The sequence below is a fragment of the Pseudomonas sp. LBUM1668 genome, assembly GCF_059695715.1.
Genome location: NZ_CP166787.1, coordinates 1,503,853 through 1,526,621 on the forward strand (window position 1 = coordinate 1,503,853; position 22,769 = coordinate 1,526,621).

Genomic DNA, 22,769 nt, shown 5'->3' on the forward strand with positions numbered 1-22,769 from the left:
ATGTTGCTCAGTTATCTACGGCTGGTGTTGTTTGCGGCGGGCCTGTTGATCGGTGTCCAGGTGCCGGGATTCATCAACGATTACGCGAAACGCGTCGAGGCGCATCTGATCGAGGCGCAGACCGGTCTGCGCGGCTTTCAGGGCACTGCCGAGCAGTTTTTCAAAGGAGACATTCAGGCGCTGGTCGCGCATTACCGCGCCAGTGAAGACCCTGTGTTTCGCAGCGATGCCGACAGCCTGAGCACCATGCTCAACCGTCAGATTGCACTGGATAAGCAATTTCAGGCGATGCAGGGCCCTTGGTACATCCGCTTCCTGCAAGTGGTGCTGGCCGCCGATCCGGATATTCGCAAGGAAACCTGGAATGGCTACAGCTACCAGATTCTGCTGACGCCGGAAGCCATGATCTGGGGCATGAGCGGGGCGTTGCTGCTGTCGTTCGGCATCGAATGCCTGTTCCGTCTGATCGACTGGGTAGTGCTGGGCGGCAGACGCTTGCGCCAGAGCCGGCCGATCGAAGACCGCGACGTGCGCGGCCTCTAAGGCCCACGATCAAAAGATCGCAGCCTGCGACAGCTCCTACAGGGAAATGCATACCCTCATGTAGGAGCTGCCGAAGGCTGCGATCTTTTGCTTCTAAATATTCAGCTTGATGTAACCCGTGCCCACCTTGCGCGCATACCCCGCCAACACCTGCTGACACAACGTCACGATCTCCTCGACCCACTCAACCCCCACCCGCCACGACACCACCACCTGCAACGCCGGCGGCGTCTTGTCGATGCCGAGCAAAATCAATTCCCCGCGCGCCAGCTCCTCGGCCACCAACACCGGTGGCAGCGCACCAATGCCAAACCCGTCACGCAGCAACCGGGTAATCGCCGACACCGAATTCACGCAGTTCAAGCGCGGCGCCAACACGCCGCTGGCCTGCATCAGCGCCAGAATGTCTTGATGCGGTCGCGAGTTTTTCGAGTAGGTGATGATCCGCTCCTGCGCCAGTTCGGCGAGATCGGCGTAGTCGCGGTTGTAGATCGAATTGCTGGCGACGATCCAGCCCAGCGGATGGCTGGCCAGTTCCAGACTGCGCACGCTTTCATGGCGTACCAGATCGGTTTGCAGGATCAGATCGAGAAAGCCTTTTTGCAGCTGATCGCAGAGATTGAGCGACGTATCCGCCACCAGCTCGATTTCAACTCGCGGATACAGCTCGGTCATCTGCGCCACCAACGGGCTCAGCCACGTGTGAATCACCGTGTCCATGACACCGATACGCACACGGCCAACTTTGCTCGACCGAGTCTCGATCGATTGCTTCAGTGCTTGCATGGTGTCGAGCATCTGCTCGGCATAGTCCAGCACTTTCAAGCCTTCGGGCGTCAGACTCACGCCACGCGAATCACGCAAAAACAGCTTCACACCGAGTTCGCCTTCAAGCACCGCGATGCGGCTGGAAATCGACGCCTGGGTGGTGAACAGCTTGTCGGCGGTCAGACGAAAACTCTTCAGCCGGGCGACCCAGACAAAGGTCTCGAGAAACTTCAGGTTCATGGGCAAGGCTCGGGTGACAAATTTTTCTTATGCCTAAGGCGGGTTTTTATTCGTTGGACGCAGCAGGGCTACGGGACGAAAAATCGACGCATCCGGTTCCCACGATAGGCGTCGTCGGGGCTGCGAACAAGACCAATAAAAAACCTGCGGAGATTTGCCATGAGTGCTCCCGACACTATCGATCTACCCAAGCCATCGGCGCGTCCGGGGCCGTTCGACTGGTATCGCAACATCAACCAACAGGAGCGCCGCACGTTCTGGAGCTGCAAGATCGGCTACGGTCTGGACGGCATGGACACGCAGATGCTCAGTTTCGTCGTGCCGACCCTGATTGCGATGTGGGGGATCACGACCGGTGAAGCCGGGCTGATTCATACCAGCACCTTGATCGCCTCGGCCATCGGCGGTTGGGTCGCCGGCATTCTCTCCGACCGGATCGGTCGAGTGCGTACGCTGCAACTGACCGTGTTGTGGTTTGCCTTCTTCACCTTCCTCTGCGGCTTCGCGCAAAACTACGAACAACTGCTGATCGCCCGCACCTTGATGGGCTTCGGTTTCGGCGGTGAATGGACCGCAGGCGCGGTGCTGATCGGCGAGGTGATCCGCGCCAAGGATCGCGGTAAAGCCGTCGGCATGGTGCAATCCGGTTGGGCGCTGGGCTGGGGGCTGACAGCGATTCTGTATGCGCTGCTGTTTTCGGTATTGCCACCGGAAGATGCCTGGCGGGCGCTGTTCATCCTCGGCATCGTGCCGGCGATTTTCGTGATTTTCGTGCGGCGTCTGGTAAAGGACCCGGAGATCTATCGCGAGGCCAAAGCTGCGCAAACTCCGGAAAATCAGGCGAAGTTCTACGAGATATTCGCCCCCGGCATGCTCTTCACCACAATTCGTGCGTCGTTGCTGACCACCGGTGCGCTGGGCGGCTACTACGCGATCACATCCTGGCTGCCGACCTTCCTGAAGAACGAGCGTGGCTTGAGTGTGCTCGGCACGGGTGGTTATCTGGCGATGGTCATCGTCGGCTCTTATGTCGGCTATGTGATCAGCGCCTATCTGACGGACCTGTTGGGCCGCAAAAAGAACTTCATCCTCTTCGCCGTCGGTTCGTTCACCATTGTTCTGCTGTACACGCAATTGCCGGTAAGCAACGGCGTGATGCTGTGGCTGGGCTTCCCACTGGGGTTCTTTGCTTCGGGGATCTTCAGCGGCATGGGCGCGTTCCTCACTGAGCTGTTCCCCACGCGAATTCGTGGTTCAGGCCAAGGTTTCTGCTACAACATCGGCCGGGCGCTGGCGGCACTGTTTCCGCTGTTTATCGGCCTGCTCAGCCAGAAAGTGCCATTGAGCGTGGGCATTGGTGCCTTTGCGGCGGTGTCTTACGGCGTGGTGATTATTGCGGCGTTGAGCCTGCCGGAAACTCGCGGCAAGCAACTGGATGCTCAGTAACTGATAACCTGCGGGGCATTGCCCAACGGCTTTGTCCTACGGATAGAAAGACAAGGAGCTACAGGAGTGTTTACCGTGAGCCGCCTGTTATTGAACTGCGACATTGGCGAGAGCTTCGGCAGCTGGACCATGGGTCTGGATGACGAAGTCATGCCCTTCATCGATTGCGCCAACGTGGCCTGCGGTTTCCATGCCGGCGATCCGGGCATCATGCGTAAAACAGTCAGCCGTGCGCTCAGCCACGGCGTGCAGATTGGCGCGCACCCGGCGTATCAGGATCTGGTCGGATTCGGTCGCCGCTCCATGGCCTATTCCGCGCAAGAGTTGCAAGACATCCTGCATTACCAGATTGGCGCCCTCGACGGCATCTGCCGAGCCCAGGGCGCGCGGGTCAGTTACGTCAAACCCCATGGCGCGATGTACAACGACATGATGGCCAACCCTGCGCAGTTGCGCGCAGTGATTCAGGCCGTTGCCGCCTACGACCGCGCGTTGCCGCTGATGCTCATGGCGACCCGCGACAATACGGCGGCGCAGCAACTCGGTGACGAGTACGGCGTGACCCTGTGGTTCGAAGCCTTCGCCGACCGCGCCTACGACAGCGCCGGCCGACTGGTTTCACGGCACCAGCCGGGCGCTGTGCATCACGACCCGCAAAAAATCATCGAGCAAGCCTTGATCATCGCTCGTGGTGATGCGCTCACTGCCAGCGATGGCAGCGCCTTGCATTTGCAGGCCAACACCCTGTGCGTGCACGGCGATAACGCCAGTTCGGTGGCTGCCGTGCAGCGCATCCGTGAGGCCTTGAATCAGCAGAGCGCGCCATGAATCCAAGGATTGAAGTGGTGGCGCTGGATTGCTTGATGCTGCGCCTGTTTGATGAAATCGCTGAGTCCAACATGCCGTGGATGCTCGCGGCCAGCGTGCGGTTGCGTGAAGTGTTCGGCGCGCAGCTGATTGACCTGGTGCCGTCCTACACCACGCTGATGGTGCATTACGATTTGACGTCGTTGAGTCCGAAGCAAGCGCGGGAATTGATCGCCGAGGCGTTGATGAATCTGTCGCCAGATGCGCGAACTGTCGGCCAGTGCCATGTGTTGCCGGTCTGGTACGACCTGAGTGTCGGGCCCGAGCTGAGCTTGCTCGCCGAGCGCAGCGGTCTGGCGGTGGAGGAGGTGATTCGTCGCCACAGTGCCAGGGAATACCAGGTGTTCGCCCTCGGTTTTGCGCCGGGTTTTGCTTTCATGGGGTTGGTCGAAGACGTTCTGGCAGCGCCGCGTCTGAATACCCCGCGCAAGAAAGTCGCCGCTGGCAGCGTTGGTATTGCCGAGCGGCAAACTGCCGCTTATCCCGTCGTATCGCCCGGTGGCTGGAACCTGATCGGGCGCACCCCGACGAAGCTCTTTGATCGCAATCGTGACGGCTACAGCCTGATGCAGCCCGGTGACACGGTGCGGTTCGAAGCGGTGAGCCATGCCGAGTTCATCAACCTGGGCGGTGATGACACGCCACTGGAGGCCTTGGCATGAGCCGAATGACGATTGAAACCAGCACACCGCTGTGCCTGTTGCAGGACGCCGGGCGCTTTGGGGTGCGACATCTGGGCGTGACTCAGGGCGGCGCGGCGGATTGGTGTTCGATGGGTTGGGCCAACTGGTTGCTGGGTAATGGACTGGATGTGCCGGTGATCGAAATCACCCTGGGCGGGTTTGCGATGGTGGCCGAAGAGAACTGCTTGCTGGCGCTGGCCGGGGCTGATCTTGGGGCGCTGATCGACGGCCAGGCGTTGGCGCCTTGGCGCAGTTTCAAATTGAGCAAAGGGCAGACATTGCAGTTCACCCAGCCATTGCTCGGCGCCCGGGCTTATCTGGCGGCGCCCGGTGGTTTCGACGCGCCAAAAGTATTGGGCAGCAGTGCAACGGTGGTGCGCGAAGAACTTGGCGGACTCGATGGCATGGGCTTGCCCTTGGCCAAGGGCTCGACGCTGAGCTATCACGGCAAAGCCGCTCAACTGCGCGAAGTAACGCATCAGCAGCAACCGGACCTGCGCTCGAATGAGCCGCTGGATCTGGTGCTCGGTGCGCAAATCGGTCAGTTCAGCGGGCAGAGTCTGTTTGACGTGTTCAACAGCGCCTGGACGCTCGACAGTCGCGCCGATCGCATGGGTATTCGCCTGTTAGGCAAGGCGTTGCAGTATCAAGGATCGCCGATGATTTCCGAGGGCATTCCGCTGGGCGCGGTGCAGGTGCCACCGGACGGGCAGCCGATTGTGTTGCTCAATGATCGGCAGACCATTGGCGGCTATCCGCGGCTGGGGGCGTTGACGCCGTTGGCGTTGGCGAGATTGGCGCAGCGCCTGCCGGGGGCGCAGGTGCGGTTGCGGCCGGTGGTGCAGGAAGTTGCGCATCGCGAACATGTCGAGTATTTGCAGCGTCTTGGTTGAAGATCAAAAGATCGCAGCCTTCGGCAGCTCCTACAGGGGAAACGCGGATTCCTCTGTAGGTGCTGCCGAAGGCTGCGATCTTTTGCTTTTACTTGGACAAAAACCGCATCCCTTCTTCCAGCCCACGAAGGGTCAGCGGATACATCTGATCCTCGATCAAATCCCTGACGATATTGGTCGACGAGGTATACCCCCACGTATCTTTCGGATACGGGTTGATCCAGATGAGCTTTTTGTACTTCGCCATGAACCGCTGCATCCACACGTATCCCGGCTCTTCGTTCCAGTGCTCGACGCTGCCGCCGGCCTGGGTGATTTCATAAGGCGCCATGGCGGCATCGCCGATGAAGATCACTTTGTAGTCGGCACTGTACTTGTGCAGCAGATCCTGGGTTGAAGTGCGTTCGGAAGTACGGCGCATGTTGTTTTTCCACACCGACTCGTACACGAAGTTGTGGAAATAGAAATACTCCAGATGCTTGAACTCGGTCTTGCAGGCCGAGAACAGTTCCTCGCAGATCTTCACATGCGCATCCATCGAACCGCCGATGTCGAACAGCAGCAACAGCTTCACCGTGTTGCGGCGTTCCGGACGCATCTGAATGTTCAGCAGACCGGCATCCTTGGCGGTGTGGTCGATGGTGCCGTCGATATCCAGCTCTTCTGCGGCGCCTTGGCGGGCGAATTTACGCAGGCGACGCAGGGCAACCTTGATGTTGCGCGTGCCCAGTTCAACCGAGTCGTCGAGGTTTTTGTATTCGCGCTGATCCCAGACTTTTACCGCTTTGCCCTGGCGCTTGCCGGCATCGCCGACCCGAATGCCTTCCGGGTTGAACCCGCCGGAGCCGAACGGACTGGTGCCACCAGTGCCGATCCATTTATTGCCGCCGGCGTGACGTTCCTTCTGTTCTTCCAGACGCTTCTTGAATTCTTCGATCAGCTTGTCCAGACCACCCAGGGACTGGATTTGCGCACGTTCCTCATCGCTCAGCGAACGCTCGAACTCCTTGCGCAGCCAGTCTTCGGGAATCAGCGCCTGCAGGTGATCGTCGAGTTTTTCCAGGCCATTGAAGTAAGCGCCGAACGCACGGTCGAACTTGTCGAAATGCCGTTCGTCCTTCACCAGAATCGCCCGCGACAAGTAGTAGAACTCGTCCATGTCGGCGAAGGTAACGCGCTGTTTCAGCGCGTTGATCAGGTCGAGCAGCTCGCGCACCGACACCGGCACCTTGGCTGCACGCATTTCGTTGAACAGGTTGAGCAACATGGCATCAGCCTCTTAGCTTAGCGGGTGCCGCGACGGCTCATGAACGCCAGGCGCTCAAGCAGTTGCACGTCCTGTTCGTTCTTGACCAAGGCCCCTGCCAACGGCGGAATCGCCTTGGTCGGATCGCGTTCACGCAGCACTGCTTCGCCGATGTTGTCGGCCATCAGCAGCTTCAGCCAGTCGACCAGTTCCGAAGTCGATGGCTTCTTCTTCAGGCCCGGCACCTTGCGCACGTCGAAGAACACGTCCAGCGCTTCGCTGACCAGATCCTTCTTGATGTCCGGGTAATGCACATCGACGATTTTCTGCAGGGTGGTGCGGTCGGGGAAGGCGATGTAGTGGAAGAAGCAGCGACGCAGAAACGCGTCCGGCAACTCTTTCTCGTTGTTGGAGGTAATGATGATGATCGGGCGCTTTTTGGCCTTGATCGTCTCGTCGATTTCGTAAACGTAGAACTCCATCTTGTCGAGTTCTTGCAACAGGTCGTTCGGGAACTCGATGTCGGCCTTGTCGATCTCGTCGATCAGCAGAATCACCCGCTCTTCAGACTCGAAAGCCTCCCAGAGCTTGCCTTTTTTCAGGTAGTTGCGCACATCGTGGACTTTTTCCGTGCCCAGTTGCGAGTCGCGCAGACGGCTGACCGCGTCGTACTCGTACAGGCCCTGATGCGCCTTGGTGGTGGACTTGATGTGCCAGGTGATCAACTTGGCGTTGAACGATTCGGCCAGTTGCTCGGCGAGCATGGTTTTGCCGGTGCCCGGCTCGCCCTTGACCAGCAGCGGCCGCTCCAGGGTGATGGCGGCGTTGACTGCCAGCTTCAGGTCATCGGTGGCGACGTAGGCCTGGGTGCCTTCGAACTTCATCTGCTAATCCTCGAACGGTAACGCCGACCTGAACGGGCAGGGCGGGGGCGAAATAATCGGATGCCCCGACTATAACGCGCAGCCCGGTCGACTGTGAACGCAGACGGCTTATTCAGTCTCTGAATGGGGCGTCACATGTTGACTCGGTCTCGGCCGAAGGCCAGTATTCAGGTATCGCCGATTTGGCGATAGGCTGCGCGGCATGTCTACCAAATACAGATTTCGCGATAAATACAGAATTCAGCTGCGCGAGAAGGATCACCCCCCGCCCCATGTCCACCTGACCGGTGGCGGAGTGGATGTGATGCTTAGCCTGGAAACCGTCGAGGTCATGATGGGCAAGGCGCCGCTGCTGATCATCAAAGAAGCACAAGCGTGGATCGCGGCCCATCAGGTGCAATTGCTGGAGGACTGGAAACGATGTTACCCATGAAGCGGCCGCGACTGTCAGCGGTTCAGGCACTGAGCGCTTACCACTTGGCACTGACCTTTATAGATGGTCAACAACTGATGCTCGATCTGAGCAATGATTTGCATACCTTTCCGGGCCTGCAGCCCTTGCTCGCTGCAGAAGTGTTTTCGACCGCCATGCTGGCTGATGAGGGTTGGTGCGTTGAGTGGCTGGAGCCGGATATCCAGATTGGCGCAGATACGTTGTATCTGGACGCCCTGGCGCAAAATGCAGCTGACGAAAACACCCGTATTTTCATCAGTTGGCGTGCGCGTACCGGATTATCGTTGAATCAGGCTGCCGAGGCGCTGGGTGTCAGCGCCCGCAGCATCAGTCGCTACAGCAATGGACGGGAAGCCGTGCCGCGCTCTTTGGCGCTTGCCTGTCTCGGTTGGGATTCATTGCAGCGAGGGTCAACGCTGGCGGCGGAGGAGTCCGGCCGATATGTCGTTAACCGTAAGTCCTAACCCTCATCCGGCTTCGGCCGCTCATACCGGGCATTGAATGCCTGAACAAATCCATTGCGCAAAATCTGCAAAAACGCTTCGAATGCGTTGATGTTCTGCTGGTGCACATTACCGCTAAGTTGTACGCGGGTAGCGAACTGGTTTTTGACCTGATTCTTCAACACGGTTTCGGTACCGCCGACCAGTGCTTCCCAAACCGAGCGGAACAGACCTTTGTTCTTGTTCTCGACGTCTTGCTGCCAGTCGAACACATCGACGTCGCGCAGCAGCGGTTTGATGTAACCGGTGACTTTGGCTTTTTCGGCTTTTGCTTCAATCACCACGTCGCCATGCCCGGCGTTGAAATCGAACTTGCCATAGGCAGAAGCGAAATCATTCATGCGCTTGAGTTCGATGTCTTTTGCACGGAGTCGAAACTCGAAGTCTTCGAAGTTGCTCAGCGGATCAAAGGTCGCCGTGGTTTCCAGAGGGGCATGGCCAAGTAACAAGGCTTTGCCCTCGAAACGCGCATCACGTTTGCCTTCGGTGTCGACCACGTTGGTCAGGTTATAGATGCTGGCATCGATGTTGGTTGCATTCATGTTCACCGGCGGTTTGGAGTTGAAGTTGCGGAAAGTGATTTTCCCGTCGCTGATGCGTACTTCGTTGAGCGTAATCGGCAGGAGTTTGCCCAACTGCTCACGCCAGTCAGTGCCTTGACCGGTCTGGGAATTCTGTTTGTTGGCGCCGCCGTCGACAAAGTTGATTTCAGGATTGAAGAACTGCACTTCGCCCACCACCGCATGGTCGTACCACAGCGAGTGCCAGCTCACCGCGAGATCAATCACCGGTGCATTGACGAACGGCACCGGCACCTTGCCGTCGACTTTGACGATTTTCAGGCCGTTGATCTTGTAGGCGCCGCGCCACAGCGCCAGGTCGACGTCGGTCACCTGGCCACGGTAATCACCCATGTCCGCCAGTTTGTCATTCAGATAGTCGCGCACCAGGTAGGGCAGGGCGATGTGCAAGGCGACCAGTAACACAATGACGGTGACGAAGGCCCACAACGGCCAGCTGTAACGACGCTTCATGGTGGCGATTCCCGAACGATATAAAGCGATTGACTGCGCACGTCGACAGACGTTCGACCCGACTGGACTGTGATGGGCAACAGGCATACCTTGGAGCGCTAAATTCAATGCTGCATAAGGACCCAGCCATGAGCCGTATCTTTGCTGACAATGCCCATTCCATCGGCAATACGCCGTTGGTGCAGATCAACCGTATCGCGCCACGCGGTGTGACCATCCTGGCCAAGATCGAGGGGCGCAACCCCGGTTATTCGGTCAAGTGCCGGATCGGCGCAAACATGATCTGGGACGCCGAAAGCAGCGGCAAACTCAAGCCGGGCATGACCATCGTCGAGCCGACGTCGGGCAACACCGGCATTGGCCTGGCCTTCGTGGCTGCAGCCCGTGGCTACAAGTTGATGCTGACCATGCCGGCGTCGATGAGTATCGAGCGCCGCAAGGTTCTGAAAGCGCTGGGCGCCGAACTGGTGTTGACCGAACCGGCCAAAGGCATGAAAGGCGCGATCGAGAAGGCGTCGGAGATTGTTGCCAGCGATGCCGACAAATACTTCATGCCGGCGCAGTTCGATAACCCGGCCAACCCGGCCATCCATGAAAAAACCACCGGCCCGGAAATCTGGAACGACACCGATGGCGCCGTTGACGTGCTGGTGGCTGGTGTTGGTACCGGCGGAACCATTACCGGCGTTTCGCGGTATATCAAGAATACCCAGGGCAAACCGATTACTTCGGTGGCGGTGGAGCCTGTGGCTTCGCCGGTGATTACCCAGGCGCTGGCCGGTGAAGAGATCAAGCCGAGCCCGCACAAGATTCAGGGCATCGGTGCCGGTTTTGTGCCGAAGAATCTGGATTTGTCGATGGTCGACCGCGTCGAGCTGGTCACCGACGAAGAGTCAAAGGCCATGGCGCTGCGTTTGATGCAGGAAGAAGGGATCTTGTGCGGCATCTCTTGCGGCGCGGCGATGGCGGTGGCGGTTCGTTTGGCGGAGACGCCGGAAATGCAGGGCAAGACTATCGTGGTGATCCTGCCGGACTCGGGTGAGCGTTATCTGTCGAGCATGTTGTTCAGCGATCTGTTCACCGAACAGGAGAATCAGCAGTAACCAGGCAAGTAAAAGATCGCCCGGTTACGAGCGATCTTTTGATCCTGTTTGTGACCTTGGTCGCGCAAGTCTGATTTGGATCAGCCAAGGTTCAGGAGCCTTATGTTAATAAATGCTTTGTTACGCAATCCTTAACACTGAATTTTAGGTTGAACGGGTTTTGCCTCAGGCCGGTAGTGTTTATCATGGCCGGCTGCCATGCCGGGTAAAGGGCATTGTGCAGCGTTGTTTTTATTCAAGGAGTTGTTGATGACCTTTTCGTTAGCCGCCAAGGTGTCGGTGCTGCTGCTGTTTATCGGCAGCATCCTCTATGTGCATCTGCGCGGTAAAGCGCGCCTGCCGGTGCTGCGCCAGTTCGTCAACCACTCGGCACTGTTCGCCCCGTACAACGCCCTGATGTACCTGTTCTCCAGCGTGCCATCCAAGCCGTATCTGGATCGCAGCAAGTTTCCGGAGCTGGACGTACTGCGCGACAACTGGGAAACCATCCGCGACGAGGCCATGCACCTGTTCGACGAGGGTTATATCCGCGCGGCCGAGAAGAACAACGACGCTGGATTTGGCTCGTTCTTCAAGAAGGGCTGGAAGCGTTTCTATCTCAAGTGGTACGACAAACCGCTGCCATCGGCCGAGACCCTGTGCCCGAAAACCGTGGCTTTGGTCAGTGCCATTCCAAACGTCAAAGGCGCGATGTTTGCGCTGCTGCCCGGTGGCAGTCACCTCAATCCGCACCGCGATCCGTTTGCCGGTTCCCTGCGTTATCATTTGGGCTTGTCGACGCCCAATTCCGATGATTGCCGGATCTTCGTCGACGGCCAGGTCTATGCGTGGCGCGACGGTGAAGACGTGATGTTCGATGAGACCTATGTGCACTGGGTCAAGAACGAAACCAGGCAGACCCGAGTCATTCTGTTCTGCGACATCGAACGTCCGCTGAGCAATCGCCTGATGACCCGCATCAACCGCTTCATCAGCGGCTGGCTCGGCCGCGCGACCGCACCGCAAAACCTCGACGACGAACGCGTCGGCGGGATCAACCAGGCCTATGCCTGGAGCAAGCGCTTCAGCGACAAATTCAGCGGCGTGGTCAAACAGTGGAAGCGCCGTCATCCGAAGGCTTACCGAGTGATGCGCCCGGTACTGGCGGTGGTGGTGCTGACGTTGCTCGGGTATTGGTTGTTTGGTTGATGCTGGATGCAGAATGAAAAAAACCGCTCCTTGTGAGCGGTTTTTTATGCCTGTGCAAAATTTACAGGCGGCCAGCGGCCAGTAAGGTTGGCTCTTCGGTTTCAGTGCCTGCTACAAGTAATTGCAGGAGACGCTGTTGGCTGGCGGTCAGCGCTACCTCACCGGATCGATCTTTTCGGGTGAAGGCTTCTTCGTCGATTTGCTCATTTTGCTTCCTGCATTGATCGTTAATTGAACACAGCTTGTTCCCGCATGTCGCTGCTGACCCTTTGTCCAAATCATTGCAATCGATGTGCCGCGCTGGTTATAGTCGGCGCTCGTGAGCCGCACGACTCACCACCCCATCCCAAGAAGATCAGCCAAAATGCCTGCATCCCACATCAACGCGGTAGTCGATTCAGCGGTCAACGCTGGCGTCGTGCCGTGCGGGAATCAGCAGCCAAGGCAGATCAGTCATTACCCCCCCACCTGTCAGTAGCACGCCGGTGCGCGCAGTTGCGCCGCCACCGCCGGGCGTTGGCGTTTCGGGCTGATCGGCATTTTTTGCTGACCCCCGTGCCCGCCTGAAAAACCTACTGAATTTCAGCTTCGGCTGAGTTGGCTATTTGCCTGACTACAGGTGGTATTCATGTTTGTCCTTTCAAAAAAATCCGCGCTCGCGGCGGCGTCCACGAGCCTGTTCGTTCTGCTGTGGAGCAGCGGGGCGATCTTCTCCAAATGGGGCCTGGCCCACGCGTCACCCTTTGCCTTCCTGTTTATTCGCTTTGCCATCGCCCTGTGCGGGCTGGTGCTGCTGATTCCATTGCTGAAACTGAAACTGCCCAAGGGCGGCAGGCCGATGCTGTTTGCGATCGCCACGGGCGTAGTGTTGTTGGGGGCTTATCAGATTTTCTATCTGCTGGCCCTGAACACCAGAATCACCCCGGGTGTGATGGCGACCATCATGGGCGTGCAGCCGATTCTGACGGTGGTATTGATGGAACGGCAGCGCTCGGCGAGCCGGCTGTTCGGGCTGGCGCTTGGCTTGGCGGGACTGGTCATGGTGGTTTACCAGGGCATCGGTCTGGCCGGCATGTCGTGGGCCGGGATGCTCTTTGGTTTGTTGGCGCTGGCGAGCATGACCCTGGGCTCGATCATGCAGAAACGCATCACCGACAATCCCCTCGGCACGCTGCCGGTGCAATACCTGGCCGGGCTGTTGTTATGCGGGATCTTCGTGCCGTTCCAGCCGTTTCATTTCGAACACAGCGCGGGTTTCATCGTGCCGGTGTTGTGGATGGGGCTGGTAGTGTCGGTGCTGGCGACGCTGCTGCTGTATCGCTTGATCGCGCGGGGCAATCTGGTGAATGTCACCAGTCTGTTCTATCTGGTGCCAGCGGTGACAGCGGTGATGGATTACCTGATTTTCGGTAATCGCCTGGCGGCATTGAGCGTGCTGGGGATGCTGTTGATCATTGTCGGGTTGGCATTCGTGTTCCGCAAAAACCAATGACGCGACCCCTGTAGGAGTTGCCGCAGGCTGCGATCTTTTGATCCTGATGTTTAAAGTCAAAAGATCGCAGCCAGCGACGGCACCTACAGTTTTTTCACCACCGCCGGCTTCAACACCAGCCACAACGCCAACGCAATCAACACCCCGCCGTACACGTGAGCCATCGACAACGGCTCATCCAGCAACAACGCGCCCCACAACACTCCGAACGGCGGAATCATGAAGGTCACGGTCATCGATTTGACCGGGCCGATGGAGCTGAGCAGGCGGAAGTAAATAATGTAGGCAAACGCCGTGCAGCCCAGGCCCAAACCGAGCAGCGACAGCCAGACATTCCAGCCACCCCAACTCGCCGGCGGTTGAGTCACCACGCTGTAACCGAACAGCGGCAACAGGAACAGTGTCGCGCCGAGCATGCTGCCCACGGCTGACAGACGACTGTCCAACCCGCCGGCCTGATCCAGCCAGCGCCGCGCGAGGAATCCGGCAAAACCATAACAAGTGGTCGCGAGCAGGCAGGCGAGGGCGCCCAGCAGCAATTGCATATCGAAGGCCACGGGACCGGCGCGCGTCAGCACGCCGACACCGAACAATCCGAGAAACACGCCCGCCAGTTTGGCCGCAGTGAGTTTCTCGCTGAAGAACAACCCGCCGATCAATACGCCCATCAAGGGCGTGGTGGCGTTGAAGATCGCCGAATAACCGGCTGGCAGCACTTGAGCTGCAACCGAATACAGCGTCGCCGGTATCCCCGAGTTGATCACGCCGAGCAGCATCACGGTTTTCAGCTTGCCCTTAAAATCCCAGCTGATGCGCATCAGCCCGAGGATCACCAGCAGACCGACGGCAGCGATCGATACCCGAAAAAACGCCGTCGGAATGGTGCCGATCACTGGCGCAATAATGCGCATGAACAGAAAACTCGCGCCCCAGATGGCAGCCAGCGACAACATACGGAAAATATCGACAGGGCTCACGGCGGGCTCCTTGCTTGATCGGGACGAGAGTGTTGCCGAGCCTCCTGACGATGGCAACCGCTAATCGGGCATTTAAATTTCCCCGGCAGGAATGCCTGACAAAAAATGCCACGCCGTACGTCTGCGCTTCGGTTTTGGCCGAAATTGCACTTCTCCTCATGCCGGTTCCGTGGCTAAGCTCAAGCCTTCACGAATGCACGCAGAGGTTTCATCTATGCCGCAGCAATGGCCCGCCACCGACATCGCCCGCATGATCCTCGATGGCTTTGATGATTACCGCGAGCATTTCCGCCGCATCACCGACGGTGCCCGGGAGCGTTTCGAGCAGGCGCGCTGGCAGGAGACGCAGACTGCGTCAGCGGCGCGAATCAACCTCTATGAGGAAAAAGTCGGCGAAACCATCGCCCGACTGCGCGAATACTTCGACGACGAAACACTGATGAATGTCAGCTGCTGGCCGCTGGTGAAAAGCGCCTACATCAGCGTCATCGACCTGCGCTTCGACGATGAACTGTCCGAGACCTGGTACAACTCGATTTTCTGCGGACTGTTCAGCCATGACCTGATCAGCGACGGCTGCATGTTCATCCACACCACCCGCCCAAGCCTGCGCCGTGCGCGGGCTGCACAAACCCGCACGTACAAGCCGCAAGGGCAATTGTCGGGGATGCTGGCGAGCATTTTTGCCGACTACCGTTTCAGCGAGGATTACGCTGATTTGCCCGGTGACCTGCGCCGCCTCGAAGCGCAGTTGCGTGAAAACCTGCCGGACTGGGTGTGCAAAGACCCGGAACTGAGCGTCGAGCTGTTTTCCTCGGTGCTGTACCGCAACAAGGGCGCGTACCTGGTCGGGCGCATTTACACCCGCGACGAGCAATGGCCGCTGGTGATTCCGCTGCTGCACCGCGAAGGGCGCGGGATTCAGATTGATGCGCTGATTACCGACGAAGCCGATGTGTCGATCATCTTCTCTTTCACCCGCTCGTATTTCATGGTCGATGTGCCGGTGCCGGCCGAGTTCATCGGTTTTCTGCGGCGGATTTTGCCGGGCAAACACATCGCCGAGTTGTATACCTCGATTGGCTTTTACAAGCACGGCAAGTCCGAGTTCTATCGGGCGCTGATCAATCACCTGGCCAACACCGATGACCAGTTCATCATGGCGCCGGGCGTGCGAGGCATGGTCATGAGCGTGTTTACCCTGCCGGGCTTCAACACCGTATTCAAGATCATCAAAGACCGGTTTTCACCGTCGAAAAACGTCGACCGTGCCACGGTGATCGAGAAGTATCGACTGGTGAAAAGCGTCGACCGGGTAGGGCGCATGGCCGATACCCAGGAATTCGCCGATTTCCGTTTTCCGCTGAGCAAATTCGAGCCGGCGTGCCTCGAGGAATTACTGGAGGTTGCGCCGTCCACGGTGTCGGTGGAAGGCGACACTGTGCTGATCCGCCACTGCTGGACGGAACGGCGGATGACCCCGCTCAACCTTTATCTGGAAAATGCCAACGATGCGCAGGTGCATGAAGCGCTGGAAGATTACGGGCTCGCGATCAAGCAACTGGCGGCGGCGAACATCTTTCCCGGCGACATGTTGTTGAAGAACTTCGGCGTCACCCGTCACGGGCGGGTGGTGTTTTATGACTACGACGAAATCTGTTTCCTGACCGAAGCCAACTTCCGCCACATCCCGCAACCGCGTACGCCCGAGGATGAAATGGCCTCGGAGCCGTGGTATTCGATCGGGCCGCTGGATGTGTTTCCCGAGGAGTTTCCGCCGTTTCTGTTTGCTGATTCGGGGCAGCGCAAGTTGTTCGATCAGTTGCATGGCGAGTTGTATAACGCCGATTACTGGAAGAGCCTGCAAGAGGCGATTCGCGCCGGCAAAGTGATTGATGTTTTCCCGTATCGGCGTAAAGGCCTCGATAACGAATAACTCACCACCCCTGTAGGAGCTGCCGCAGGCTGCGATCTTTTGATCTTGCCTTTATAAAACAAAGTCAAAAGATCGCAGCCTGCGGCAGCTCCTACAGGGGAAGCAGGTCAATCGAGGGTAAATCTGCGACAATTGCGTCCTTGCGCCACTACATGACCGAATTGCGTACCCGATGACCGACGAATCGCCCTCCATCGACAAACTGTTGAAAAACCTCGATCACGCCATGCTCGCCGACCGCCACCGCCACCGGCTGCGGCGGCAGTTGCTTGAGCTGCGCAAGAATCCCGATGAGGCCAAGCTGGCTCAATGGGTGACGCGCATGCAGGCGTCTTGTGATCAGGTGCTGGCGCGCAAGGCCAGCCTGCCGGTCATTCGTTACGACGACAGCCTGCCGATTGCGGCCAAGCGTGACGAAATCAAAAAGGCGCTGGAGCAGCATCAGGTCCTGATCATCGCGGGTGAAACCGGGTCGGGCAAGACCACCCAGTTGCCGAAAATCTGCCTGGAAATCGGACGTGGGCAACACGGTCTGATCGGCCACACCCAGCCGCGCCGGATCGCTGCGCGCAGCGTCGCCAGCCGCGTCGCCGAAGAACTCGGCACGCCGCTCGGTTCGCTGGTCGGCTATCAGGTGCGTTTCGAAGATCAGAGCGACTCCAACACCCTGATCAAACTGATGACCGACGGCATCCTGCTGGCGGAAACCCAGAACGACCGCTACCTCGAGCGCTACGACACGATCATCGTCGACGAAGCCCACGAACGCAGCCTCAACATCGACTTTCTGCTCGGTTACCTGAAAACCCTGCTGCCGCGTCGCCCGGATCTGAAAGTCATCATCACTTCGGCAACCATCGATCTGGAACGTTTCTCCAAGCACTTCGACGATGCGCCGATTGTTGAAGTCTCCGGCCGCACCTTCCCGGTGGACACCTGGTATCGCCCGCTGACCCTGGAGCAGGACGAAGAGGGCAACCGTGTCGAAGATGACCTGACCGTGGATCAGGCGATCCTCGCCACCCTCGACGAAATCGCCGCTTACGAGCGCAGCGAACGCCGCAGCCCCGGTGATGTTTTGGTGTTCCTGCCCGGCGAACGGGAGATTCGCGACGCCGCCGATATGCTGCGCAAGGCGCAGATCAAGCACACCGAAATTCTGCCGCTGTACGCGCGCCTTTCACCGGCCGAGCAGCAGCGGATTTTCCAGTCGCACCCGGGGCGTCGTGTGGTGCTGGCGACCAACGTCGCCGAAACCTCGCTGACCGTGCCAGGCATCCGTTACGTGATCGACAGCGGCACCGCGCGCATCAGCCGCTACAGCTATCGCGCCAAGGTCCAGCGCTTGCCGATCGAAGCGATTTCCCAGGCCAGTGCCAACCAGCGTAAAGGTCGCTGTGGCCGGGTCGAGCCGGGTATTTGCATCCGCCTCTACAGCGAAGAAGATTTCATCGGCCGCCCGGAATTTACCGATCCGGAAATTCTGCGCACCAACCTCGCCGCGGTGATTTTGCAGATGCTCCATCTGCGCCTCGGCGAAATCACCGCGTTCCCGTTCATCGAGCCGCCGGATGGCAAAGCGATCAGCGACGGTTTCAATCTGCTGCAAGAACTCTCGGCGGTCGATCGCAACAGCCAGTTGACCCCGCTCGGCCGCCAATTGGCGCGCCTGCCGGTGGACCCGCGCATGGGTCGCATGCTGCTCGAAGCGGCCAAACTCGGCAGTCTGCAGGAAGTGCTGATCGTCGCCAGTGCCATGTCGATTCAGGACCCGCGCGAGCGTCCGCCGGAGCGTCAGCAAGCCGCCGATCAGGCCCACGCGCAATGGAAGGACATCGACTCGGACTTCGCCGGGCTGGTCAATCTTTGGCGCGGTTTTGAAGAGCAGCGCCAGGCGCTGACGGCCAGCCCGCTGCGTAACTGGTGTCGGAAGAATTTCCTTAACTATCTGCGTTTGCGCGAGTGGCGCGATTCCCATCGCCAGTTGAGCCTGATCTGCCGCGACATGCAGTTGAGCCTGAACAAAGAGCCGGCGGATTATCAGAAACTGCACAAAGCGGTGCTGGTGGGGCTGCTCAGCCAGATCGGCCAGAAAACCGAGGACGGCGATTACCTCGGCGCCCGTCAGCGACGCTTCTGGATTCATCCGTCGTCAGGCATCGGCAAGAAGCGCCCGCAATGGCTGATGACCGCCGAACTGGTGGAAACCACCAAGCTTTACGCGCGGATGGTGGCGAAGATCGACGCCGACTGGATCGAGCCGCTGGCCGGGCATCTGATCAAGAAAAACCACTTCGAACCGCACTGGGAAAAGAAGCGCGGCCAGGTCGTGGCGTTCGAGCAGATCACCCTGTTCGGCCTGATCGTGGTCGGCCGCCGGCCGGTGCATTACGGCCCGGTCGATCCGGTGGTCTCGCGTGAATTGTTTATCCGTGAAGGTCTGGTGCGCGGCGAGATTCAATCCAGAGCCAAGTGTCTGTCTGCCAACCAGAAGCTGCTGGAACAGCTCGACGAACTCGAAGCCAAGGCCCGTCGTCGCGACATTCTCGCCGACGAAGAAACCTTGTACGCCTTCTACGACGCGCGCCTGCCGGCAGAGATTCACCAGACCGCGACCTTCGACAGTTGGTATCGCATCCACAGTCAGAAAGATCCGCAGCTGTTGATCATGCGCGAAGAAGACGTACTGGCTCGCGAGGCCAGTGAAGTCACCGCACGGGATTACCCGGACACCCTGCACATCGGCGATCTGGAACTGGCCCTGACCTATCACTTCGAACCCAATCACCCGCGTGACGGCGTGACCTTGCGGGTGCCGGCTCCGCTGTTGCCGATGTTGCCGCCGGAGCGTCTGGAATGGCTGGTGCCGGGGTTGATCGAGGCCAAGTGCATCGCCCTCGTGCGTAACCTGCCCAAAGCGCTGCGCAAGAACTTCGTGCCGGTGCCGGACTTCATCAAGGCTGCGTTGCAACGCATGACCTTCGCCGAAGGTTCGCTGCCGCAAGCTCTGGGCCGTGAGCTGTTGCGCATGACCGGCGCACGGGTCAGCGATGAGGCGTGGGCAGAGGCTGAGCAAGGGGTCGAAGGACATCTGCGGATGAACCTGGAAATCGTTGACGGCCAAGGCAAGTTTCTTGGCGAAGGACGCGATCTGGCCGAGCTGACCGCGCGTTTTGCAGAAGCCAGTCAGGCCGCACTGGCCGTGCCGCAGAGCGCTAAAAGTCAGCAGCCGGTGGAGGCGAAAGTCTTTGCCCCGGTGGCGGAAAAGACTCAGCAGAAGATCGCCGGGTTGTCGATGACGGTGTATCCGGCGCTGGTGGAAGAGGGCGGTACGGTCAAGGAAGGACGATTCTCGACGCCGGCCGAAGCCGAGTTCCAGCATCGTCGTGCGTTGCAGCGTCTGTTGATGCAGCAATTGGCCGAGCCGGCCAAGTTCCTGCGCGGCAAGTTGCCGGGGCAGACCGAACTGGGTTTACTCTACCGCGATCTGGGTCGGGTCGATGCCTTGGTCGAAGACATTTTGCTGGCCAGCCTCGACAGCTGCATTCTGGAGGGCGAAGACCCGTTGCCGCGTGACGGCGCAGGGCTGGCGGCATTGGCCGAGCGCAAGCGCGGGAGCTGGACTGAACACGCCGAGCGTGTGGCGCGGCTGACGCTGGAGATCCTGAAGATCTGGCACGGTCTGCAAAAGCGCTTCAAGGGCAAGATCGACCTCGCCCAAGCCGTGGCGCTCAATGACATCAAGCAGCAGATCAGTCATCTGGTCTATCCGGGTTTTGTCCGGGAAACGCCGATGCAGTGGCTCAAGGAATTGCCGCGTTACCTGAAAGCGGTCGAGCAGCGTTTCGAGAAACTCGGCGCGCAGGTGCAGAAGGATCGGGTCTGGAGCGGCGAACTCGCTGGCCTCTGGGCGCAATACCAGACTCGCGCCGCCAAACACGCCCAGGAAGGCAAACGCGATCCGCAGCTTGAGCTGTACCGCTGGTGGCTGGAGGAATATCGGGTTTCGCTGTTCGCCCAGCAGCTTGGGACGAAAGTGCCGATCTCCGACAAGCGCCTCAATAAGCAGTGGACTCAGGTAGAACCCTGATGTGCGCCTGGCAATAATCCTGTAGGAGCTGCCGCAGGCTGCGATCTCTTGATTTTGTTTTTCCAGATCAAGATCAAAAGATCGCAGCCTGCGGCAGCTCCTACAAGGAATGCGTTTAGCGTGAAAAGGGGCCAAAACCTTGGGTTTATGGCAAACTTCGCGACCATAAACGCCGCGTTCGCGACTCAGAGCCTTTGGCCGTGTCTCGGATCGGAATAAAGCGATGCCAGGTTTGCGTCCCCCGGATGGGAATAGACCCTTTGTGTGTTGGTACGACGGTTCCAGCACTTTCTGCCTGAACAGATTAGAGAAACGACCATGCATAACGTCGTCATCAGCGGCACCGGCCTGTATACCCCGGCCAACAGCATCTCCAACGAAGAGCTGGTGCAGTCTTTCAATACCTACGTCGCACAGTTCAACGCGGACAACGCCGAGGCCATCGCCAGCGGCGAAGTCCAGGCACTGACCGAATCCAGCGCCCCGTTCATCGAGAAAGCCTCGGGCATCAAGAGCCGTTTTGTCATGGACAAGGACGGCATTCTTGATCCGCAGCGCATGGCCCCGCGCCTGCCGGAGCGCTCCAATGACGAATGGTCAGTGCTCTGCCAGATGGCCATTGGTGCTGCCGAGCAAGCCTTGCAACGCGCCGGCAAAACCGCTGCCGACATCGACGGTGTCATCGTTGCCTGCTCCAACCTGCAACGCGCCTACCCGGCCATCGCCATCGAAGTCCAGGAAGCGCTGGGCATCCAAGGTTTCGGTTTCGACATGAACGTGGCCTGTTCCTCGGCGACCTTCGGCATTCAGGCAGCGACCAACAGCGTGCAACTGGGCCAGGCCCGGGCGATCCTGATGGTCAACCCAGAAGTCTGCACCGGTCACCTGAACTTCCGTGATCGCGACAGCCACTTCATCTTCGGCGACGCGGCCACTGCCGTGATCATCGAACGCGCCGATCTGGCCACCTCCAAGCACCAGTTCGACGTGGTCAGCACCAAACTGCTGACCAAGTTCTCCAACAACATCCGCAACAACTTCGGTTTCCTCAACCGCGCGGCGGAAGAGGGCGTCGGTGCGCGCGACAAACTGTTCGTGCAGGAAGGCCGCAAGGTGTTCAAGGACGTTTGCCCGATGGTTGCCGAGCTGATCGGCGAGCATCTGCAAGAGAACCAGCTCAACGTCGGCGACGTTAAGCGCTTCTGGCTGCACCAGGCCAACCTGAGCATGAACCACCTGATCGTGCGCAAGCTGCTGGGCCGCGAAGCCACCGAAGAAGAAGCGCCGGTGATCCTCGACACCTACGCCAACACCAGCTCGGCGGGTTCGGTCATTGCCTTCCACAAGTATCAGGATGACCTGGCCGCCGGTTCGCTGGCGGTGCTGAGTTCGTTCGGTGCGGGTTACTCGATCGGTAGCGTGATTCTGCGCAAGCGTTGAGTTTGCCTTGAAAAGATCGCAGCCTGCGACAGCTCCTACACTGACGGTTTCAAACCCGTTGTTGTAAGTGCTGCCGCGGGCTGCGATCTTTTGCGTCCTATCAACTGAAACGAGGCGTCAATGGCCGTTACGGACGACACCCAATTGCTTGAGCGCTTGTTGGCGGGTGAACAAAAGGCTTTCAAGGAGCTGGTCACGACTTATCAGAGCGCCATGCGTGCCGTTGCGTATGCGATCGTCGGCCAGCGTCATGTCGAGGAAGTGGTGCAGGATGCCTGGCTGTCCGTGGTGCGTCATATCGGCAGCTTCGAAGGGCGCTCCAGTCTCAAGACCTGGTTGCTGACCATCACTGCCAACTCGGCCAAGAGTCGCTACAAGCAAAATCGCCGCGAGGTGCTGCTCGATGACTTGCCGTCGCCCCACGGCACTATCGACGACGACCGTTTTTCGTCCCGCGACGGCCATTGGCTGGTGGCGCCTTTCGCCTGGCACCAGGACACCCCCGAGGCGTTGTTGACCGAAGGCGAACTGCGCGAATGCCTGGAGCACACACTGTTGAGCCTTTCGGAACTGCAAAGCAGCGTTTTGCTGTTGCGTGAGCGTCAGGGCGTGGAGCTGGAAGAGATCTGTAATCTTCTGGACATCTCGCTCTCCAATGTCCGCGTGCTGCTGCATCGGGCACGGTTAAAGGTCTTCGCGACCGTGGAACATTTTGAGGAGACAGGAGAATGTTGACCTGCAAGGAGCAAGTGGCACGATCCAGTGATTATCTCGATGGCCAGCTGAGTTTTGGCGAGAAGCTGATGGTGCGTCATCACCTGATGTTTTGCCGCAATTGCCGGCGTTTCATTCGCCAGATGCGGTTGATGCAGGCGACGCTGAAGGCCATGCCGGAAAAACCTGAAGAGGGTGTCGATGCTCTGGCCGAACGCCTGGCTGAACAGCGCCGCAAAGACGGCCCTTTGTAGGAGCTGCCGCAGGC

20 protein-coding genes are annotated in these 22,769 nt (G+C 58.9%); 15 read left to right on the forward strand and 5 right to left on the reverse strand.

Annotation, left to right across the window (positions count from 1 at the left end; translation table 11 throughout):
• Positions 1 to 543, forward strand: coding sequence for a DUF2937 family protein (locus ACA061_RS06750; protein ID WP_115147718.1), 543 nt, complete (start codon positions 1 to 3; stop codon positions 541 to 543).
• A 93-nt stretch (positions 544 to 636) separates the two neighbouring features.
• Here ACA061_RS06750 and ACA061_RS06755 read toward each other — a convergent pair whose 3' ends face one another.
• Positions 637 to 1,551 (reverse strand): LysR family transcriptional regulator, encoded by a 915-nt coding sequence (locus ACA061_RS06755; protein ID WP_150603022.1) that lies wholly within the window; start codon positions 1,549 to 1,551, stop codon positions 637 to 639.
• A 159-nt stretch (positions 1,552 to 1,710) separates the two neighbouring features.
• Between ACA061_RS06755 and ACA061_RS06760 the strand changes: the two genes are divergently transcribed.
• The 4 genes from ACA061_RS06760 (at position 1,711) to ACA061_RS06775 (ending at position 5,440) form a co-directional block, all read left to right on the forward strand.
• Positions 1,711 to 2,997, forward strand: a complete 1,287-nt coding sequence (locus ACA061_RS06760) for an MFS transporter (protein ID WP_150617676.1) — start codon at positions 1,711 to 1,713, stop codon at positions 2,995 to 2,997.
• A gap of 75 nt (positions 2,998 to 3,072) precedes the next feature.
• Positions 3,073 to 3,825 (forward strand): 5-oxoprolinase subunit PxpA, encoded by a 753-nt coding sequence (locus tag ACA061_RS06765; RefSeq protein ID WP_210553745.1) that lies wholly within the window; start codon positions 3,073 to 3,075, stop codon positions 3,823 to 3,825.
• Entirely contained in the window at positions 3,822 to 4,526 is a 705-nt protein-coding gene (gene pxpB, locus ACA061_RS06770) for a 5-oxoprolinase subunit PxpB (protein ID WP_497300911.1), read from the forward strand. The genes ACA061_RS06765 and pxpB overlap by 4 nt, the downstream gene beginning before the upstream one ends.
• Entirely contained in the window at positions 4,523 to 5,440 is a 918-nt protein-coding gene (locus ACA061_RS06775) for a 5-oxoprolinase subunit C family protein (RefSeq protein WP_497300913.1), read from the forward strand. Before pxpB ends, ACA061_RS06775 begins: the two co-directional genes overlap by 4 nt.
• Positions 5,441 to 5,528: 88 nt before the next feature.
• Here the strand turns inward: ACA061_RS06775 and ACA061_RS06780 are convergent, their stop codons facing one another.
• On the reverse strand, positions 5,529 to 6,707 hold the full coding sequence (locus ACA061_RS06780) for a vWA domain-containing protein (protein ID WP_497300915.1): 1,179 nt from the start codon (positions 6,705 to 6,707) through the stop codon (positions 5,529 to 5,531).
• A gap of 17 nt (positions 6,708 to 6,724) precedes the next feature.
• Entirely contained in the window at positions 6,725 to 7,570 is an 846-nt protein-coding gene (locus ACA061_RS06785) for an AAA family ATPase (RefSeq protein WP_042558109.1), read from the reverse strand.
• Positions 7,571 to 7,772: 202 nt separating this feature from the next.
• Here ACA061_RS06785 and ACA061_RS06790 point away from each other — a divergent pair, with 202 nt between their 5' ends.
• Together ACA061_RS06790 and ACA061_RS06795 are read left to right on the forward strand one after the other, a co-directional pair.
• Entirely contained in the window at positions 7,773 to 8,003 is a 231-nt protein-coding gene (locus ACA061_RS06790; RefSeq protein ID WP_497300917.1) for a DUF4160 domain-containing protein, read from the forward strand.
• Positions 7,991 to 8,488, forward strand: a complete 498-nt coding sequence (locus ACA061_RS06795) for a helix-turn-helix domain-containing protein (protein ID WP_497300919.1) — start codon at positions 7,991 to 7,993, stop codon at positions 8,486 to 8,488. The genes ACA061_RS06790 and ACA061_RS06795 overlap by 13 nt, the downstream gene beginning before the upstream one ends.
• On the opposite strand, the gene ACA061_RS06800 is transcribed toward ACA061_RS06795, so the two are convergent.
• A complete protein-coding gene (locus ACA061_RS06800) occupies positions 8,485 to 9,561 on the reverse strand; it encodes a DUF748 domain-containing protein (protein WP_497300921.1) in 1,077 nt (358 codons plus the stop codon). The two genes, ACA061_RS06795 and ACA061_RS06800, sit on opposite strands and share 4 nt — an antisense overlap.
• 128 nt (positions 9,562 to 9,689) lie before the next feature.
• Between ACA061_RS06800 and cysK the strand changes: the two genes are divergently transcribed.
• The 3 genes from cysK (at position 9,690) to ACA061_RS06815 (ending at position 13,344) form a co-directional block, all read left to right on the forward strand.
• Positions 9,690 to 10,664 (forward strand): cysteine synthase A, encoded by a 975-nt coding sequence (gene cysK / locus ACA061_RS06805; protein ID WP_042558111.1) that lies wholly within the window; start codon positions 9,690 to 9,692, stop codon positions 10,662 to 10,664.
• Positions 10,665 to 10,913: 249 nt separating this feature from the next.
• Complete coding sequence (locus ACA061_RS06810) at positions 10,914 to 11,852, forward strand: aspartyl/asparaginyl beta-hydroxylase domain-containing protein (protein WP_497300923.1); 939 nt, start codon at positions 10,914 to 10,916, stop codon at positions 11,850 to 11,852.
• 628 nt (positions 11,853 to 12,480) lie between these two features.
• Positions 12,481 to 13,344, forward strand: a complete 864-nt coding sequence (locus tag ACA061_RS06815) for a DMT family transporter (protein WP_497300925.1) — start codon at positions 12,481 to 12,483, stop codon at positions 13,342 to 13,344.
• Between the two features lie 83 nt (positions 13,345 to 13,427).
• On the opposite strand, the gene ACA061_RS06820 is transcribed toward ACA061_RS06815, so the two are convergent.
• On the reverse strand, positions 13,428 to 14,321 hold the full coding sequence (locus tag ACA061_RS06820; RefSeq protein ID WP_150594348.1) for a DMT family transporter: 894 nt from the start codon (positions 14,319 to 14,321) through the stop codon (positions 13,428 to 13,430).
• A gap of 214 nt (positions 14,322 to 14,535) precedes the next feature.
• Here ACA061_RS06820 and aceK point away from each other — a divergent pair, with 214 nt between their 5' ends.
• From aceK to ACA061_RS06845, 5 genes are all read left to right on the forward strand, one after another.
• Positions 14,536 to 16,257 (forward strand): bifunctional isocitrate dehydrogenase kinase/phosphatase, encoded by a 1,722-nt coding sequence (gene aceK, locus ACA061_RS06825; protein ID WP_150617683.1) that lies wholly within the window; start codon positions 14,536 to 14,538, stop codon positions 16,255 to 16,257.
• A 172-nt stretch (positions 16,258 to 16,429) separates the two neighbouring features.
• Positions 16,430 to 20,347 carry an ATP-dependent RNA helicase HrpA gene (hrpA, locus tag ACA061_RS06830; protein WP_497300928.1) on the forward strand — a complete coding sequence of 1,306 codons (3,918 nt, stop codon included), beginning with the start codon at positions 16,430 to 16,432 and terminating at the stop codon, positions 20,345 to 20,347.
• Positions 20,348 to 20,665: 318 nt separating this feature from the next.
• Positions 20,666 to 21,787 (forward strand): beta-ketoacyl-ACP synthase III, encoded by a 1,122-nt coding sequence (locus ACA061_RS06835; RefSeq protein ID WP_042558117.1) that lies wholly within the window; start codon positions 20,666 to 20,668, stop codon positions 21,785 to 21,787.
• 120 nt (positions 21,788 to 21,907) lie between these two features.
• On the forward strand, positions 21,908 to 22,522 hold the full coding sequence (locus tag ACA061_RS06840; RefSeq protein WP_497300930.1) for an RNA polymerase sigma factor: 615 nt from the start codon (positions 21,908 to 21,910) through the stop codon (positions 22,520 to 22,522).
• Entirely contained in the window at positions 22,516 to 22,755 is a 240-nt protein-coding gene (locus ACA061_RS06845) for an anti-sigma factor family protein (protein ID WP_150617685.1), read from the forward strand. Before ACA061_RS06840 ends, ACA061_RS06845 begins: the two co-directional genes overlap by 7 nt.
• Positions 22,756 to 22,769: the final 14 nt, after the last annotated feature.

Coding starts and splice junctions, on each gene's coding strand:
- ACA061_RS06750 (WP_115147718.1), top strand. CDS start 1: ATGTTGCTCAGTTATCTACGGCTGGTGTTGTTTGCGGCGGGCCTGTTG.
- ACA061_RS06755 (WP_150603022.1), bottom strand. CDS start 1,551: ATGAACCTGAAGTTTCTCGAGACCTTTGTCTGGGTCGCCCGGCTGAAG.
- ACA061_RS06760 (WP_150617676.1), top strand. CDS start 1,711: ATGAGTGCTCCCGACACTATCGATCTACCCAAGCCATCGGCGCGTCCG.
- pxpB (WP_497300911.1), top strand. CDS start 3,822: ATGAATCCAAGGATTGAAGTGGTGGCGCTGGATTGCTTGATGCTGCGC.
- ACA061_RS06775 (WP_497300913.1), top strand. CDS start 4,523: ATGAGCCGAATGACGATTGAAACCAGCACACCGCTGTGCCTGTTGCAG.
- ACA061_RS06780 (WP_497300915.1), bottom strand. CDS start 6,707: ATGTTGCTCAACCTGTTCAACGAAATGCGTGCAGCCAAGGTGCCGGTG.
- ACA061_RS06785 (WP_042558109.1), bottom strand. CDS start 7,570: ATGAAGTTCGAAGGCACCCAGGCCTACGTCGCCACCGATGACCTGAAG.
- ACA061_RS06790 (WP_497300917.1), top strand. CDS start 7,773: ATGTCTACCAAATACAGATTTCGCGATAAATACAGAATTCAGCTGCGC.
- ACA061_RS06795 (WP_497300919.1), top strand. CDS start 7,991: ATGTTACCCATGAAGCGGCCGCGACTGTCAGCGGTTCAGGCACTGAGC.
- ACA061_RS06800 (WP_497300921.1), bottom strand. CDS start 9,561: ATGAAGCGTCGTTACAGCTGGCCGTTGTGGGCCTTCGTCACCGTCATT.
- cysK (WP_042558111.1), top strand. CDS start 9,690: ATGAGCCGTATCTTTGCTGACAATGCCCATTCCATCGGCAATACGCCG.
- ACA061_RS06810 (WP_497300923.1), top strand. CDS start 10,914: ATGACCTTTTCGTTAGCCGCCAAGGTGTCGGTGCTGCTGCTGTTTATC.
- ACA061_RS06815 (WP_497300925.1), top strand. CDS start 12,481: ATGTTTGTCCTTTCAAAAAAATCCGCGCTCGCGGCGGCGTCCACGAGC.
- aceK (WP_150617683.1), top strand. CDS start 14,536: ATGCCGCAGCAATGGCCCGCCACCGACATCGCCCGCATGATCCTCGAT.
- hrpA (WP_497300928.1), top strand. CDS start 16,430: ATGACCGACGAATCGCCCTCCATCGACAAACTGTTGAAAAACCTCGAT.
- ACA061_RS06835 (WP_042558117.1), top strand. CDS start 20,666: ATGCATAACGTCGTCATCAGCGGCACCGGCCTGTATACCCCGGCCAAC.
- ACA061_RS06840 (WP_497300930.1), top strand. CDS start 21,908: ATGGCCGTTACGGACGACACCCAATTGCTTGAGCGCTTGTTGGCGGGT.
- ACA061_RS06845 (WP_150617685.1), top strand. CDS start 22,516: ATGTTGACCTGCAAGGAGCAAGTGGCACGATCCAGTGATTATCTCGAT.